We start from the raw sequence: 15,722 nt of genomic DNA, 5'->3' as shown, positions 1-15,722 counted from the left end.
TCGGGGCACAACGAAGAGCGGGCGCTTCCCGCCAGGGGAAACGCCCGCTCTGCTTGATCTTCATCTGTGGGGCTAACAGGATTTGAACCTGTGGCCTCATCCTTATCAGGGATGCGCTCTAACCAACTGAGCTATAGCCCCGCCGCGCTTTGCGGTGTGTGTCCCGCGCGCTGACCTCTGAAGATTAGCGCACGACGCGGCCAGTCCCAAAATCGATAGTCGACGACCGACGGTCAGAGCGTTTGAGAGGCGGCTGCTCCGCGGCTACTCGTCCTCGGCCAGCGTCAGCTCGACGCCGCCGACGAAGCCGGCGGAGAGGTTGTAGATGAACGCGCCGAGGGTCGCCAGGGCCGTCGCGAGGACGACGTCGATGACCGCGATGACCGACGTGAACATGAGGACGTGCGGGAGCGAGAGGAAGGACTGGAGGTCGAATCCGTTGGATTCGTTCGAGCCCGTCGCCTCCGAGATCGTGCCGCCGACCGTCGAGAAGACGCCCATCGCGTCCATGACCATCCACAGCACCGCGGCCGCCACGATCGTGCAGATGCCGAGCGCGATGGAGAGCAGGAAGCTGACCTTCATCACCGACCACGGGTCGGCCTTGGCCACGCGCAGTCGCGCCTTGCGCGTGCGCGGCGCCGTACGCGCCCCGGTGCGCGGCCGTCGGACCGCGCCCGACGGCGGCTGCTGGGCCGGGTACGCCTGCGGCGGGTGGTACGGCTGCGCGGGCTGCGGCTGCCGCTCCCCCGGCAGCGGCGAACCAGGCGGCGGACTGCCGGGCGCCGGAGCGCCGGGCAGCGGTGAACCCTTCGGCGGCGCGCCGGGTGCCGGGTGCGCCCCTGCCGGGGCCGCCTGCCCGCCCGCGTACTGCTGGGCCTGCGGGCCTCGGGTGTCCGTCACAGTTCCCCCCTGGGATCCATGAGAGTCATGGGAGTCAGTCGCATCAGTGGCGGGGCCACGGCCGCCGTCCGTTTCCGTACCGGTCGACCCGGCGCCCGTGGCTCCGCTCACGATGACTCACTCCTCGCGCTACTCGGCCGAGGACGGCTCGCCCTCGTCCGTACCGACGACCTCAACGCCTTCGGCGGTCTCGTCCGCGGCGTCCTCGCCGTCGACTTCCTCCGCCTCGCGACCGGCCTCGGCGTTACGTGCGATACCGACCACGGCATCGCGCTTGCCCAGGTTGATCAGTTGGACGCCCATGGTGTCACGGCCTGTCTCCCTGACCTCGTTGACTCGCGTACGAATCACACCACCGGACAGTGTGATGGCGAGGATTTCGTCGGTCTCCTCGACCACCAGCGCGCCGACGAGGGACCCACGGTCCTCGACGATCTTGGCGGCCTTGATTCCGAGGCCGCCGCGACCCTGGACGCGGTATTCGTCGACGGCGGTCCGCTTCGCGTACCCACCGTCCGTAGCAGTGAACACGAACGTACCGGGTCGAACAACATTCATCGAGAGCAGCTGGTCTCCCTCACGGAAGCTCATGCCCTTGACGCCCGAGGTCGCACGGCCCATGGGACGCAATGCGTCATCCGTCGCGGTGAACCTGATCGACTGCGCCTTCTTGCTGATCAGAAGCAGATCATCTTCGGCCGAGACGAGTTCGGCTCCGATCAGTTCGTCATCCGAACCGTCCTCCGTCTCGCGAAGGTTGATCGCGATGACGCCGCCCGAGCGGGGCGAATCGTAATCCTTGAGAGGCGTCTTCTTTACGAGGCCGCCCTTTGTGGCCAGGATCAGGTAGGGCGCCGCTTCGTAGTCGCGGATCGCGAGGATCTCGGCGATCGCCTCGTCCGGCTGGAAGGCCAGCAGGTTGGCGACGTGCTGACCGCGCGCGTCACGGCCGGCGTCCGGGAGTTCGTACGCCTTCGCGCGGTAGACGCGGCCCTTGTTGGTGAAGAACAGCAGCCAGTGGTGTGTCGTCGACACGAAGAAGTGGTCGACGATGTCGTCCTGCTTCAGCTTCGTGCCGCGTACGCCCTTGCCGCCCCGCTTCTGGGAGCGGTAGTCCTCGGTCTTGGTGCGCTTGATGTAGCCGCCGCGCGTGATGGTGACGACGATGTCCTCTTCGGCGATCAGGTCCTCCATGGACATGTCGCCGTCGAAGGGCACCAGCTTGGAGCGGCGGTCCTCGCCGAACTTCTCGACGATCGCCGCGAGTTCCTCGCTGATGATGGCGCGCTGACGCTCCGGCGAGGCGAGGATCGCGTTGTACTCGGTGATCTTCGCCTGGAGCTCGTCGTGCTCCTGGATGATCTTCTGGCGCTCCAGGGCGGCGAGTCGGCGCAGCTGCATCTCGAGGATGGCGTTGGCCTGGATCTCGTCGATCTCCAGGAGGCCCATCAGGCCCTCGCGCGCGATCTCGACGGTGTCACTGCGCCGGATCAGCGCGATGACCTCGTCGATGGCGTCCAGGGCCTTCAGGAGGCCGCGCAGGATGTGCGCGCGCTCCTCGGCCTTGCGCAGCCTGAAGCGCGTACGGCGGACGATGACCTCGACCTGGTGCGACACCCAGTGGCGGATGAACGCGTCGAGGGACAGCGTGCGCGGTACGCCGTCCACCAGCGCCAGCATGTTGGCGCCGAAGTTCGACTGCAGATCGGTGTGCTTGTAGAGGTTGTTCAGGACGACCTTGGCGACCGCGTCCCTCTTGAGCACGATCACGAGCCGCTGGCCCGTACGGGAGCTCGTCTCGTCGCGGACGTCCGCGATGCCGCCGACCTTGCCGTCCTTCACCAGGTCGGCGATCTTCTGCGCGAGGTTGTCGGGGTTGGTCTGGTAGGGGAGTTCGGTGACCACCAGGCACTGGCGGTTCTGGATCTCCTCGACCTCGACGACCGCGCGCATCGTGATGGAGCCACGACCCGTGCGGTACGCCTCCTCGATACCCTTCCGGCCCACTACCAGCGCGCCGGTCGGGAAATCGGGGCCCTTGATGCGCTCGATCAGGGCGTCGAGCAGCTCCTCGTGGCTCGCCTCGGGGTTCTCGAGGTACCACTGGGCGCCGGCCGCGACCTCGCGGAGGTTGTGCGGCGGGATGTTGGTGGCCATGCCGACCGCGATGCCCGCCGAGCCGTTGATCAGCAGGTTCGGGAACCGGGCCGGCAGAACCGTCGGCTCCTGGTTTCGGCCGTCGTAGTTGTCCGTGAAGTCGACGGTCTCCTCGTCGATGTCACGGACCATCTCCATGGACAGCGGCGCCATCTTGCACTCGGTGTAGCGCATGGCGGCGGCGGGGTCGTTGCCCGGAGAGCCGAAGTTGCCGTTGGAGTCCACCAGCGGCATCCGCATCGACCACGGCTGCGCGAGGCGGACCAGCGCGTCGTAGATCGAGGAGTCGCCGTGCGGGTGGTAGGTACCCATGACGTCGCCGACGACACGGGCGCACTTGTAGAAGCCCTTCTCGGGCCGGTAGCCGCCGTCGTACATGGCGTACAGGACACGGCGGTGGACGGGCTTGAGACCGTCCCGTACGTCGGGCAGCGCGCGCGACACGATGACGGACATCGCGTAGTCGAGGTACGAGCGCTGCATCTCCGTCTCGAGCCCGACGGGCTCGACGCGCAGGGTGATCTCGCCGCCTTCTTCAGGCGTGCTGGGAGTGTTCTCGTCGGCCATTGCTGGTGAAGATCCTTTCTGCTGCGGTCAGCTGAGACCGACTCAGATGTCGAGGAAACGGACGTCCTTGGCGTTGCGCTGGATGAACGCGCGGCGGGCCTCGACGTCCTCGCCCATGAGGACCGAGAACAGGTCGTCGGCCTGGGCCGCGTCGTCGAGCGTGACCTGGCCGAGGACGCGGTGCTCCTGGTCCATCGTCGTGATGCGCAGCTCCTCGGCGTTCATCTCACCGAGGCCCTTGAAGCGCTGGACCGAGTCGTCACGGATGCGCTTGCCGGCCTGCTTGCCCAGCTCGATCAGCGCGTCGCGCTCGCGGTCCGAGTACGCGTACTCGAAGTCGTCCCGGCCCCACTTGATCTTGTACAGCGGGGGACGCGACAGGAACACGTGTCCTGCCTCGACCAGCGGCCGCATGAAGCGGAACAGGAACGTCAGCAGCAGGGTGTTGATGTGCTGGCCGTCGACGTCGGCGTCCGCCATCAGGATGATCTTGTGATAGCGGAGCTTCTCGATGTCGAAGTCCTCGTGGACTCCGGTGCCGAAGGCCGAGATCAGCGCCTGGATCTCCTGGTTCTGCAGGATCTTGTCGATCCGCGCCTTCTCGACGTTGAGGATCTTTCCTCGGATCGGGAGGATCGCCTGGTACTGGGGGTTGCGGCCGGACTTGGCCGAGCCGCCGGCGGAGTCACCCTCGACGATGAAGATCTCGCACTTGGTGGGGTCGTTCGACTGGCAGTCGGAGAGCTTGCCCGGCAACGACGCCGACTCCAGCAGGCCCTTGCGGCGGGTGAGGTCACGCGCCTTGCGGGCCGCCACGCGCGCGGTGGCCGCCTGGATGGACTTGCGGATGATGTCCGCGGCCTCGTTCGGGTTGCGGTCCAACCAGTCGTTGAGGTGCTCGTAGACCGCCTTCTGGACGAAGGTCTTCGCCTCCGTGTTGCCCAGCTTGGTCTTGGTCTGGCCCTCGAACTGAGGTTCGCTCAGCTTGACCGAGATGATCGCGGTCAGACCCTCGCGGATGTCGTCACCCGTGAGGTTGTCGTCCTTTTCGCGCAGCAGCTTCTTGTCGCGCGCGTACTTGTTGATCAGCGAGGTCAGCGCCGCACGGAAGCCCTCCTCGTGCGTACCGCCCTCGTGGGTGTGGATGATGTTGGCGAAGGAGTACACGCCCTCGCTGTAGCCGCTGTTCCACTGCATCGCGACCTCGAGGGACAGGCTCTTGTCCTTGTCCTCCGCCTCGAGGTCGATGACGGTGGGGTGCACCGCTTCTCCCTTGCGGGAGTTGAGGTACTTCACGAAGTCGACGATGCCGCCCTCGTAGTGGTACGTGACGGTCCTGACCTCGTCCTTCTCGTCAGCACCCGCCTCGTCCGCCCCGGCAACCGCCTTCGCCGACTCGCGCTCATCAGTGAGTTTGATCGTCAAACCCTTGTTGAGGAACGCCATCTCCTGGAAGCGCCGCGAGAGCGTCTCGAAGGAGTACTCGGTGGTCTCGAAGATGTCCGCGTCAGCCCAGAAGGTGACCGAGGTGCCGGTCTCGTCCGTGGCCTCATGCTTGGCCAGCGGGGCCGTCGGGGCGCCCAGCTTGTAGTCCTGCGTCCAGCGGTGGCCGTCGGTCTTGACCTCGACGGAGACCTTGCTCGACAGAGCGTTCACGACGGAGACGCCGACGCCGTGCAGACCACCGGAGACCGCGTAGCCGCCACCGCCGAACTTGCCGCCCGCGTGCAGCACCGTCAGCACGACCTCGAGGGCCGGCTTGTTCTCGGAGGGGACGATGCCCACCGGGATGCCACGGCCGTTGTCGACGACGCGCACGCCGCCGTCGGCGAGGATCGTGATGCCGATCGTGTCCGCGTGGCCGGCCAGCGCCTCGTCGACGGAGTTGTCGACGACCTCGTACACGAGGTGGTGAAGTCCGCGCTCACCGGTCGAGCCGATGTACATACCGGGTCGCTTGCGGACCGCGTCCAGACCCTCGAGGACGGTGATGGCGCTGGCGTCGTACGAGGCTGTGACCTCGCCGTTGGCGCCGGCGTCGGTGGACGGGATGTTCTCGTTGGGGTTGCCGGAATCGGCCACGAAGCGCCCTTTCTGGCACAGCACAAGCCGAACTCCCGGCGGGTGGCCGGAGCGGCTGCGGCGTGTTGCGGTGGTAAGCCTTTGTCAGCGTTGCTCGGTGCGTCCCACAAGTGGGGCGGGATTAGCTTCCAGTCTACCGGTAGCGCCGACAGTGATGGGGGTTTGCCGGTACCTGAGTCCGCATGTGCCGCCCTGAACCGGTCTCGCCCGACTCCCCATATGCGGACCCGGGCTCAAAGAGGCTTACAGCGGCACTCAGCGCTTCCGGGTGTCAACCCTTGGCTACTGCGGAGTCAGGTCGGTGTTCGCCACCGCGTGCACTCCCGCACAGGGGCCCTCAATGTGACCCGGCTCACCCATAGGTGTCGCCGGGACCCGTGCTCCCAGGGGCGCGCAGGGGCCCGAAGCGGCGCGGGGGACCCCCAGGGCCCTGCACCTTGATCAGCCGCACCGTGCCGTGCCCGAGATCCTGGTTCAGCCGCGCGACCAACTGCGGGGCGAGCAGGCGCAACTGGGTCGCCCAGGCGGTCGAGTCGCACTGCACCGTCAGCACCCGCTCGGCCGGATCGTCGTCGTACCGCAGCGGAACACAGTGCTTGGCCAGGTCGTCGCCGACGATCTGCGGCCAACGGCCCATCACACCGCCCACCGCGGCCGGGGTCTCCCAGCCGCGCTCGGTCAGCAGCCGGTTGATGGCGGCGCCGAGCGCCATGGGGTCGCGCCCGTCGGCGCGCGCGCCGGAGCGCAGGCCCCCGCCGCGCCGCGCCTGCTTCTTCTGCTGCGCCGCATCTCCACGCGCGCGTGCCTGCTCCTTCGCGGCGCGCAGGGCCACGCGCGCGAGGTCGACGCCGGAGGGCTCGGGAGTCTTCTTCTTGGCTGTTTCGCCCGACTTCCCGGGTGCTTCGCCGGGTGCGCCTCCAGGAGCGTTCTTTTCCGGTGTGTTCTCCGTCATACGCGCTCCACCGTCCCCTCGGACACTGTGTACCGCGTCCCGGCCAGTACGCCCGGTACGTCGTCGTCGACCGCGGCGGTCACCAGCACCTGCTCGCCCGAGGCGACGAGTTCCGCGAGGCGTTCCCTCCTGCGTGTGTCCAGCTCCGCGAACACGTCGTCCAGGACCAGCACCGGCTCATTGCCCTCGGCCCTCAGCAGGTCGTACGAGGCCAGGCGCAGCGCCAGCGCGTAGGACCAGGACTCGCCGTGGGAGGCGTATCCCTTGGCGGGCAGCTGACCGAGTTTGAGAAGCAAATCGTCTCGATGGGGTCCTACTAGAGTCACGCCCCGCTCGATCTCCTGCTTGCGGACCTCGGCGAGCGCCCCCATCAGCTGCTCGTACAGGTCCTCGCGGGTGTGTGCCTCACCAGGCGCGGACGGCTTGTACTCCAGGGCGACCGGCCCGCCGCCGGGCGCCAGCTGCTCGTACGCCTTGTCCGCCAGCGGCTGGATCGCGGAGATCAGGTCGAGCCGCTGGGCGAGCAGCTCGGCGCCCACGCGCGCGAGGTGCTGGTCCCACACGTCGAGCGTGGACAGGTCCATCGTGCGGCCACCGTGCCGCCGGGCCAGCGCGGCCGACTTCAGCAAGGTGTTGCGCTGCTTGAGGACCCGCTCGTAGTCGGAGCGGACGCCCGCCATCCGCGGGGAGCGGGCCGTGATCAGCTCGTCGAGGAAACGGCGCCGCTCACCGGGGTCGCCCTTGACCAGGGCGAGGTCCTCGGGCGCGAACAGCACCGTTCGTACGATGCCGAGTACGTCACGGGGTCTGACCTGCGAGGACCTGTTGATGCGGGCGCGGTTGGCCTTGCCCGGGTTCAGCTCCAGCTCGATGAGCTGCTGACGCTCGCCCTGGCGGACATTGGCCCGGATGATCGCGCGGTCGGCGCCCATCCGTACGAGAGGCGCGTCGGAGGAGACGCGGTGGCTGCCCAGGGTGGCGAGATAGCCGACCGCCTCGACCAGGTTCGTCTTGCCCTGTCCGTTGGGGCCCACGAACGCGGTGACGCCCGGGTCGAGCGGGACCTCGACCCGGGCGTACGAGCGGAAGTCGGCCAGCGACAGATGCGTGACGTGCATGGTCGTTCGCCGACCTCCCCCAGCATGGTGTTTCGGGTTCTCCCGGCCGTCCGGGTCGGCCCCGGGCGGCGGCTCTTTCCCCGATGACCGGGGCTGGCCCGGCCATCAGTTTTTCCCCGGCTGTGGACAACCGGGTCACCCCGGGTGTGGAGAACCCGGGGCGCGGATCAGGCCTTCTCGACCGCGTGGCCGCCGAACTGGTTGCGCAGCGCCGCGATCATCTTCATCTGCGGCGAGTCGTCCTGCCGCGAGGCGAAGCGCGCGAAGAGCGACGCGGTGATCGCGGGCAGCGGCACCGAGTGGTCGATGGCCGCTTCCACAGTCCAGCGGCCCTCGCCGGAGTCCTGTGCGAAACCCTTGAGCTTCTCCAGGTGCTCGTCCTCGTCCAGCGCGTTGACGGCGAGGTCGAGCAGCCAGGAGCGGATGACGGTGCCCTCCTGCCAGGAGCGGAAGACCTCGCGCACGTCCGTGACGGAGTCGACCTTCTCCAGCAGCTCCCAGCCCTCGGCGTAAGCCTGCATCATCGCGTACTCGATGCCGTTGTGGACCATCTTCGAGAAGTGGCCCGCACCGACCTTGCCGGCGTGCACCGAGCCGAAGTCGCCCTCGGGCTTGAGCGCGTCGAAGACCGGCTGCACCTTCGCGATGTTCTCCGCGTCGCCGCCGTACATCAGCGCATAGCCGTTCTCCAGGCCCCACACGCCGCCGGAGACGCCGCAGTCGACGAAACCGATGCCCTTGATGCCCAGCTCGACGGCGTGCTTCTGGTCGTCCGTCCAGCGCGAATTGCCGCCGTCCACGACGACGTCGCCCGGCTCCAGCAGGGCGGCCAGCTCGTCGACGGTGGACTGGGTCGCGGCACCGGCCGGGACCATGACCCACACCACGCGCGGGCCCTTGAGCTTGCCCACAAGCTCTTCCAGGCTGTGGACATCGGCGACGTCCGGGTTGCGGTCGTATCCGATGACGGTGTGGCCTGCGCGGCGGATCCGCTCGCGCATGTTGCCGCCCATCTTGCCGAGGCCGACGAGACCGAGCTCCATCAGTTGTTCCTTAGGGGTTGCGACGTGGCGTGAGGGCACTCTCGTACCTGTGACTGAGCCTAAACCCGGACGCTCACGCACACCTGTGGGCATACCCGCTCAGACGTACACCCCACCTGCGGATTCGCCCGCCGGGCCCTGGGACCCGACGGGCTCACGGGCTCAGCCCGACAGACGCACCGGCATGATCAGGTACTTGTAGGCCTCGTCCGCCTCGGCGTCCACGGCGGGCTTGCCGCTCAGCAGCGCGGGCTTCGTGGACGTCGTGAAGGAGAGCTGGGCCACCGGCGAGTCGATGGCGCTCAGACCGTCGAGCAGGAACGTCGGGTTGAAGGCGATCGAGATGTCGTCGCCCTCCAGGTGAGCGTCAACCCTTTCCACAGCCTGTGCGTCGTCGCTGGAACCGGCCTCCAGGATCAGCACGCCCTGCTCGAAGCTGAGCCGCACCGGGGTGTTCCGCTCGGCGACCAGGGCCACGCGCTTGACGGCCTCCACGAAGGGGGCGGTCTCGATCACGGCGATGGAGTTGAACTCCGTCGGGAACAGCGTGCGGTACTTCGGGAGGTCGCCTTCGAGCAGACGGGTGGTCGTACGCCGCCCGGCGCCCTCGAAACCGATCAGGCCCTCGCCCGCGCCGGAGCCGGACAGCGCCAGGATCACGCTGTCGCCGCTCGTGAGGGCCTTGGCGGTGTCCAGGAGCGTCTTGGCGGGCACCAGGGCGACCGCGGACGCGTCCGGGTTCTCCGGCTTCCACAGGAACTCACGGACCGCGAAGCGGTAGCGGTCGGTGGAGGCGAGGGTGACCGTGTCGCCCTCGATCTCGATGCGCACGCCGGTCAGGACGGGGAGCGTGTCGTCACGCCCCGCCGCGATGGCCACCTGGGCGGCGGCCGAGGCGAAGACCTCACCGGGGACGGTGCCCGTCGCCGACGGCATCTGCGGCAGCGCCGGGTACTCCTCCACAGGCAGGGTGTGGAGTGTGAATCGCGAGGAGCCGCAGACCACGGTCGCTCGTACACCGTCTGTGGAAATCTCCACCGGCCGGTTGGGGAGGGCGCGGCAGATGTCCGCGAGGAGGCGGCCGGAGACGAGGACCGTGCCCTCTTCGTCGACCTCCGCGTCCACGGAGACTCGTGCCGAGACCTCGTAGTCGAAGCTGGAGAGGCTCAGGGCACCCTCCTCGGCCTTCAGAAGCAGGCCGGCGAGCACAGGCGCCGGCGGACGGGCCGGGAGGCTGCGTGCCGCCCAGGCCACTGCCTCCGCGAGTACGTCGCGTTCCACCCGGATCTTCACCGTTGCCGCCTCCGTCTGTTGCCGGCGCTCTCGCCCTGCTGGCCTTCGTCGTCTGACTCGGTGTCGTTCAGCCCTGTGACGGGAAGGACACCGGGGACCAGTCTGACGCACCGCACTGACAGTCGGTGCCCCTCGGGGTCAAGTCGTGCCGAGCGGCACCGGAGCCTCCGACCTCGAGTTGTGCACAGCCCCGTCTTCGAAGCGATTCCCAGGCTCTCTCTAGTTGGTCTTAGTAGTAGGGGCTGTGGATACCGTGGATAACCGCGTTTCCGCAGGTCAACAGGGATTTTTTGTCCACTGACCCTGTGGGCGGAGGCGGTGGACAACCCCGGGTCTCTGTGGACGACGAAAAGTTCTGCACACTCGATGCACAGCCCAGGGCGACTTCTCCCCAGCGCCGTCCCCAGCTTTACCCGCGTTCCCCACAGCCCAACCGGACACCTTGGTGTGACGCCTTTCACTCGACACGGTGAGAGGGCGCGTCGCGTTGCCGAACAGTGGACAGAGGTGTGGAGAAGCTGGGGATCACTGGGGACAACTGACTCCGGCCTGTGGGTTGCCAGTGGACAACTCCGTGCACACCCTGTGGATCTTTTCTTCGTCCACAGTCTGTGGAGAGTCTTCGTCCACGAATCCACAGGGGGTTGACCTGGTCTGATGGTCTTTCAACAGTGCCCCCTGTGGACACGATCGGGACAACTTTCCAGTCCCCAGGGTGTGGACGCGAGAAAGTCACCGAATCTGTGGAGAGTGGCCGTAACCGTGCTCGTATTCGAACAGTGGGTGTCGTTCCGGTAGCGGTCACAAGAGGCGGGAAGCCCTCGGCATGCGCCCGAGAACGGCGGAAGGCGCCCTCGGGACGGGTTCGGGCGCGGGTTCGGGACAGCGAAAGGCGCCCTCGGGAAGGTGTCCCGGGGCGCCTTCAGCGACGTACGACTGGCTCTGGCGTCGGCTCTTCTCGGCTCCGCAGCCGGCTCTGTCAGCCGTTCTTGATGCGGTTCGTGAGCTCGGTGACCTGGTTGTAGATGGAGCGGCGCTCGGCCATCAGCGCGCGGATCTTGCGGTCGGCGTGCATGACGGTCGTGTGGTCGCGGCCGCCGAACTGCGCGCCGATCTTCGGCAGCGACAGGTCCGTGAGCTCGCGGCACAGGTACATGGCGATCTGCCGCGCCGTCACCAGGACGCGGCTGCGCGAGGATCCGCACAGGTCGTCCACCGTGAGCCCGAAGTAGTCGGCGGTGGCCGCCATGATGGCGGGAGCGGTGATCTCGGGGGCCGAGTCCTCGCCGCCGGGGATGAGGTCCTTGAGGACGATCTCCGTTAGACCGAGGTCCACCGGCTGCCGGTTGAGCGACGCGAACGCCGTCACCCGGATCAGCGCGCCCTCCAGCTCGCGGATGTTGCGTGAGATCCGGGACGCGATGAACTCCAGCACCTCCGGCGGAGCGTTGAGCTGCTCCTGCACCGCCTTCTTACGAAGGATGGCGATACGGGTCTCCAGCTCGGGCGGCTGGACGTCCGTGATCAGACCCCACTCGAAACGGTTCCGCAGCCTGTCCTCCAGGGTCACCAGCTGCTTGGGCGGCCGGTCGGAGGACAGCACGATCTGCTTGTTCGCGTTGTGGAGCGTGTTGAAGGTGTGGAAGAACTCCTCCTGCGTCGACTCCTTGTCCGCGAGGAACTGGATGTCGTCGACCAGCAGGATGTCCATCTCCCGGTACCGCTTGCGGAAGCTGTCGCCCTTGCCGTCGCGGATGGAGTTGATGAACTCGTTGGTGAACTCCTCGGAGCTCACGTACCGCACGCGCGTCCCCGGGTAGAGGCTTCGCGCGTAGTGCCCGATCGCGTGCAGCAGGTGCGTCTTGCCGAGTCCCGACTCCCCATAGATGAAGAGGGGGTTGTACGCCTTCGCCGGTGCCTCGGCGACGGCTACCGCGGCGGCGTGCGCGAAGCGGTTGGAGGCGCCGATGACGAAGGTGTCGAAGAGGTACTTCGGGTTGAGGCGCGCGGTGGGCTCGCCGGGACCGGATGCCGGCGAGGGCTTCGCGGCCAGCGGGCCGGGCGAGCCGCCGACGGAGGACTGCGGGGGGCCGCCGCGGTGCATGCCGCCGCCCGAGGACGGCTCCTGAAGGTCGCGGCGGTCGGGGCGCTGGTCGTAGTCGGAGCGCGACTGGTCGTAGTCCTGGCGCTGCTGCTCGTAGGGCGGGCGCTCCATCGACTGCGGCCGGTAGTCCTGCGAGGGCGAGGCGTAGGGGTCGCGCTCCGGGAAGCCGAGACGCTGCTGCTGCCAGCCGTAGTCGTCCTGGGAGTGCCGCGGCCAGGCGCCCGGCTCGGGGCGCTGGTAGTCCGGGTAGGCGGGGCGGGCCGTCGGGAGCTGGTCCGGACGGCCGGACGGCAGCTGGTCGCCGGGGGCACCGGGGAGCTGGTCGGAGCGGCCGCCGCGGTGGTCGTCGGCGCGGTGGCGGCCGTATCCCTCGTAGCCGTCGCGGCGCTGTGGGTCGTAGCCGCCGCGGTCGTCGCGGTTCGGGGAGTCGTAGCTGTTGCGTTCGTCACGGGCCTGGGCGTCGTAGCCGTTCCGCTCGTCGCGGCCCTGGCTGCCGTAGGGGTTCCGCTCTTCGCCGCCCTGGCTGTCGTACGTGTCGCGGCCCTGGCCCGGCCCGCTGTCGTACGTGTCGCGGCCCTGACCGGACCCCGAGGGGAGCTCGGGCTCCTCGTAGCGGGAAGGGGCGGGCGCGGGGGCAGGCGGTTCCCCGGCGGAGTCGTCGACGGTGATCGCGATGCGGATCGGGCGGCCGCACTCACGGCTCAGGGTCTCGCTGACGATCGGCGCGAGGCGTCCTTCCAGTACGCCCTTCGCGAACTCGTTCGGGACGGCGAGCAGGGCGGTGTCCGCGACCAGGGCCAGCGGCTGGCAGCGCTTGATCCAGTGCTCGTCCTTCACCTCGACACCCTGACCGCGGCCCTCACCGAGGAGTTGTTCCAGTACTCGTGGCCACACTGCGGCAAGATCGGCAGGTACGTCGGCCACAGGGCACGCTCTCTCACGGGTCCCACGAACGTGTGGTTCTGGGAACTGGTTGGGAAGTCAGTCGGGTGGGGCGGGGGAACAAAACCGCTGGGGCGGTGGGAAGGGAACGAATCGGAGTTCAGCCACGGTAGTCAGAGCGACCGCTGCGGTTCAAGTTGTTGTCCCCAGCCTGTGGATAGTGTCTCGTGCGAGAGGCTGGTTTGACCGGATGGCGCAGCCCCGCGTACCGTGACCAGGTCGAGTTGTCGATGGCTGCTGCCGCCTGCCTCCGATGGGCACAGGTCACGTCGAGTGATCGGGAAGCGGTGCACTCGGGCGTAATTACGAGCTACCTCGTGGGCGCACGGTGACAGCCAAGGCGGCACCCCGCCACCACCGATTCTTTCTGGAGCCCCCGAGTGAGCAAGCGCACCTTCCAGCCGAACAACCGTCGTCGCGCCAAGACCCACGGCTTCCGCCTGCGGATGCGTACCCGTGCCGGCCGCGCGATTCTCGCGAACCGCCGTGGCAAGGGTCGCGCGAGCCTGTCCGCCTGATCACTTACAGGTCATGACGTGCTGCCTACCGAGCATCGGCTGAGGCGGCGCGAGGACTTCGCGACCGCGGTACGCCGAGGACGCCGGGCCGGACGCCCGCTCCTCGTCGTCCACCTTCGTAGCGGTGCAACGGACCCGCACGCGCCTGGGGAGAGCGCTCCCCCGACGCGTGCGGGTTTCGTCGTGAGCAAAGCCGTGGGTGGAGCGGTCGTGCGCAACAAGGTAAAGCGCCGACTTCGCCATCTGATGCGTGACCGAGTCGCCCTGTTGCCCCCCGGTAGCCTGGTAGTCGTACGAGCGCTGCCCGGTGCGGGCGACGCCGACCATGAACAGCTGGCCCGAGACCTGGATGCCGCCCTTGAGCGGTTGCTGGGAGGGGGCGCGCGATGAAGTACCCGCTGCTGGCTCTTATCAAGCTGTACCAGTGGACGATCAGCCCGTTGCTCGGGCCGGTGTGCAAGTACTACCCGTCGTGTTCCCACTACGGCTACCAGGCCATCGACCGGCACGGTGCGATCAAGGGAACGGCACTCACTGCCTGGCGCATCCTCCGGTGCAATCCGTGGTCGCTGGGCGGTGTGGACCATGTCCCGCCGCGCAAGCGTCCGCGGTGGCACGAAATGCTGCGTAACGCCTGGCGTGCACGCAAGGGCGGGAACTCCGCCGCCGAACCGGCCATCGAAGGGCACGGTATGTCCGACCGTCCCTCGAGCCCGGCCGCCGAGACCCCGTCCCATGCTCAAGGAGCCTGATTAGTGGACACGATTGCCAGTCTGTTCAGCTTCATCACGACACCCGTTTCCTGGGTCATCGTCCAGTTCCATGCCGTCTACGGGAAGATCTTCGGTCCCGACACGGGCTGGGCCTGGGGCTTGTCCATCGTGTCCCTGGTGATCCTGATCCGTATCTGCCTCATCCCGCTCTTTGTGAAGCAGATCAAGTCGACTCGGGCGATGCAGACGCTGCAGCCCGAGATGAAGAAGATCCAGGAGCGCTACAAGAACGACAAGCAGCGCCAGTCCGAAGAGATGATGAAGCTGTACAAGGAGACGGGTACCAACCCGCTCTCCTCGTGCCTTCCCATCCTGGCGCAGTCGCCGTTCTTCTTCGCCCTGTACCACGTGCTCAACGGCATCGCGACCGGCAAGACGATCGGCGTCATCGACGATCAGCTGCTTGCCAGCGCGCGTCAGGCGCACATCTTCGGCGCCCCGCTGGCCGCGAAGTTCATGGACAGCTCGGCCAAGGTCGAGGCGCTGGGCGCCACGCTGCTGGACGTCCGTGTCGTGACCGCGGTCATGATCGTTCTGATGTGCTTCTCGCAGTTCTACACGCAGCGTCAGCTGATGACGAAGAACGTCGACACCACGGTGAAGACGCCCTTCATGCAGCAGCAGAAGATGCTGATGTACGTCTTCCCGGTCATGTTCGCCGTCTTCGGCATCAACTTCCCGGTCGGTGTCCTCGTCTACTGGCTGACCACCAACGTGTGGACCATGGGCCAGCAGATGTACGTGATCCGCAACAACCCGACTCCGGGCAGCAAGGCCCAGGCCGCGTTCCTGGAGCGCCTGCAGAAGCACGTCACGCACCACGGCAAGACCCGCAGCCGCCGCGAGAAGAACATCGTCAAGGCGATCGTCTCCAAGGGCCGCGACCGCAACGAGTTCGAGCGCAAGTTCATCAACACGCTGACCAAGGCGGGCCTGGCGGCCCAGACCGACGGCACCGTGGTGAAGGGCGAGAGCACGACCCTCGTCGAGACCGAGGACGGCACCCCGACCACCGGCGGCGCCACTCCCAAGCGCCAGCAGCCGAAGCGGCAGTCGAAGTCCCAGCGCCAGTCGGGCACGGCGAAGGCGGCCGGCGAGTCCGAGCCGAAGACCTCGCTGAGCAAGTCCGACGAGCCGGAGGACGACAAGCCCGCCCCCAAGCAGGCGAGCGGCGGCAACAAGCCTGGCACCGGTACCCGCAGCAAAGCCCAGTCCGGACAGCGCAAGGGCCCGCAGCGGCCCAAGTCCCCGTCCAAGAAGTAAGAAGGAG

General features: G+C 67.7%; 12 protein-coding genes and 1 tRNA gene. 4 read left to right on the top strand and 9 right to left on the bottom strand.

Translation table 11 applies throughout. From position 1 onward, the window contains the following. Window positions 1–67: 67 nt before the first annotated feature. From AB5J50_RS25460 to dnaA, 9 genes are all read right to left on the bottom strand, one after another. A tRNA-Ile gene (locus tag AB5J50_RS25460) sits at window positions 68–141 on the bottom strand. A gap of 123 nt (window positions 142–264) precedes the next feature. Continuing rightward, window positions 265–1,014: a DUF3566 domain-containing protein gene (locus tag AB5J50_RS25455; protein WP_369260618.1), complete on the bottom strand. Its 750-nt coding sequence runs from the start codon at window positions 1,012–1,014 to the stop codon at window positions 265–267. A gap of 18 nt (window positions 1,015–1,032) precedes the next feature. Then, entirely contained in the window at window positions 1,033–3,627 is a 2,595-nt protein-coding gene (gene gyrA, locus AB5J50_RS25450) for a DNA gyrase subunit A (protein WP_369260617.1), read from the bottom strand. Window positions 3,628–3,669: 42 nt separating this feature from the next. Further along, complete coding sequence (gyrB, locus tag AB5J50_RS25445; RefSeq protein ID WP_369260616.1) at window positions 3,670–5,733, bottom strand: DNA topoisomerase (ATP-hydrolyzing) subunit B; 2,064 nt, start codon at window positions 5,731–5,733, stop codon at window positions 3,670–3,672. 328 nt (window positions 5,734–6,061) lie between these two features. Then, the gene (locus AB5J50_RS25440; protein ID WP_327430092.1) at window positions 6,062–6,661 is read right to left on the bottom strand and encodes a DciA family protein; all 600 of its coding nucleotides are present in this window, start codon (window positions 6,659–6,661) and stop codon (window positions 6,062–6,064) included. After that, the gene (gene recF, locus AB5J50_RS25435) at window positions 6,658–7,779 is read right to left on the bottom strand and encodes a DNA replication/repair protein RecF (RefSeq protein ID WP_369260615.1); all 1,122 of its coding nucleotides are present in this window, start codon (window positions 7,777–7,779) and stop codon (window positions 6,658–6,660) included. Before recF ends, AB5J50_RS25440 begins: the two co-directional genes overlap by 4 nt. A gap of 167 nt (window positions 7,780–7,946) precedes the next feature. Then, window positions 7,947–8,822, bottom strand: a complete 876-nt coding sequence (gene gnd / locus AB5J50_RS25430; protein WP_327430090.1) for a phosphogluconate dehydrogenase (NAD(+)-dependent, decarboxylating) — start codon at window positions 8,820–8,822, stop codon at window positions 7,947–7,949. 162 nt (window positions 8,823–8,984) lie between these two features. Beyond that, window positions 8,985–10,115 carry a DNA polymerase III subunit beta gene (dnaN, locus tag AB5J50_RS25425; protein WP_327430089.1) on the bottom strand — a complete coding sequence of 377 codons (1,131 nt, stop codon included), beginning with the start codon at window positions 10,113–10,115 and terminating at the stop codon, window positions 8,985–8,987. A gap of 979 nt (window positions 10,116–11,094) precedes the next feature. Then, on the bottom strand, window positions 11,095–13,143 hold the full coding sequence (gene dnaA / locus AB5J50_RS25420) for a chromosomal replication initiator protein DnaA (protein ID WP_369260614.1): 2,049 nt from the start codon (window positions 13,141–13,143) through the stop codon (window positions 11,095–11,097). Window positions 13,144–13,541: 398 nt separating this feature from the next. Here dnaA and rpmH point away from each other — a divergent pair, with 398 nt between their 5' ends. From rpmH to yidC, 4 genes are read left to right on the top strand one after another with little or no spacing between them, the layout of a single operon-like run. Further along, the gene (gene rpmH / locus AB5J50_RS25415; RefSeq protein WP_006381191.1) at window positions 13,542–13,679 is read left to right on the top strand and encodes a 50S ribosomal protein L34; all 138 of its coding nucleotides are present in this window, start codon (window positions 13,542–13,544) and stop codon (window positions 13,677–13,679) included. Between the two features lie 18 nt (window positions 13,680–13,697). Further along, the gene (gene rnpA, locus AB5J50_RS25410) at window positions 13,698–14,069 is read left to right on the top strand and encodes a ribonuclease P protein component (RefSeq protein ID WP_327430087.1); all 372 of its coding nucleotides are present in this window, start codon (window positions 13,698–13,700) and stop codon (window positions 14,067–14,069) included. After that, complete coding sequence (yidD, locus tag AB5J50_RS25405) at window positions 14,066–14,431, top strand: membrane protein insertion efficiency factor YidD (RefSeq protein WP_327430086.1); 366 nt, start codon at window positions 14,066–14,068, stop codon at window positions 14,429–14,431. The genes rnpA and yidD overlap by 4 nt, the downstream gene beginning before the upstream one ends. A 3-nt stretch (window positions 14,432–14,434) precedes the next feature. After that, window positions 14,435–15,715, top strand: coding sequence for a membrane protein insertase YidC (gene yidC / locus AB5J50_RS25400; RefSeq protein ID WP_369260613.1), 1,281 nt, complete (start codon window positions 14,435–14,437; stop codon window positions 15,713–15,715). Window positions 15,716–15,722 lie beyond the last annotated feature (7 nt).

The organism is Streptomyces sp. R35, from assembly GCF_041053035.1.
Lineage (GTDB): Bacteria > Actinomycetota > Actinomycetes > Streptomycetales > Streptomycetaceae > Streptomyces > Streptomyces lutosisoli.
Note: the sequence above shows the minus strand (reverse complement) of the source record. Positions and strands in the feature narration are given on the sequence as shown.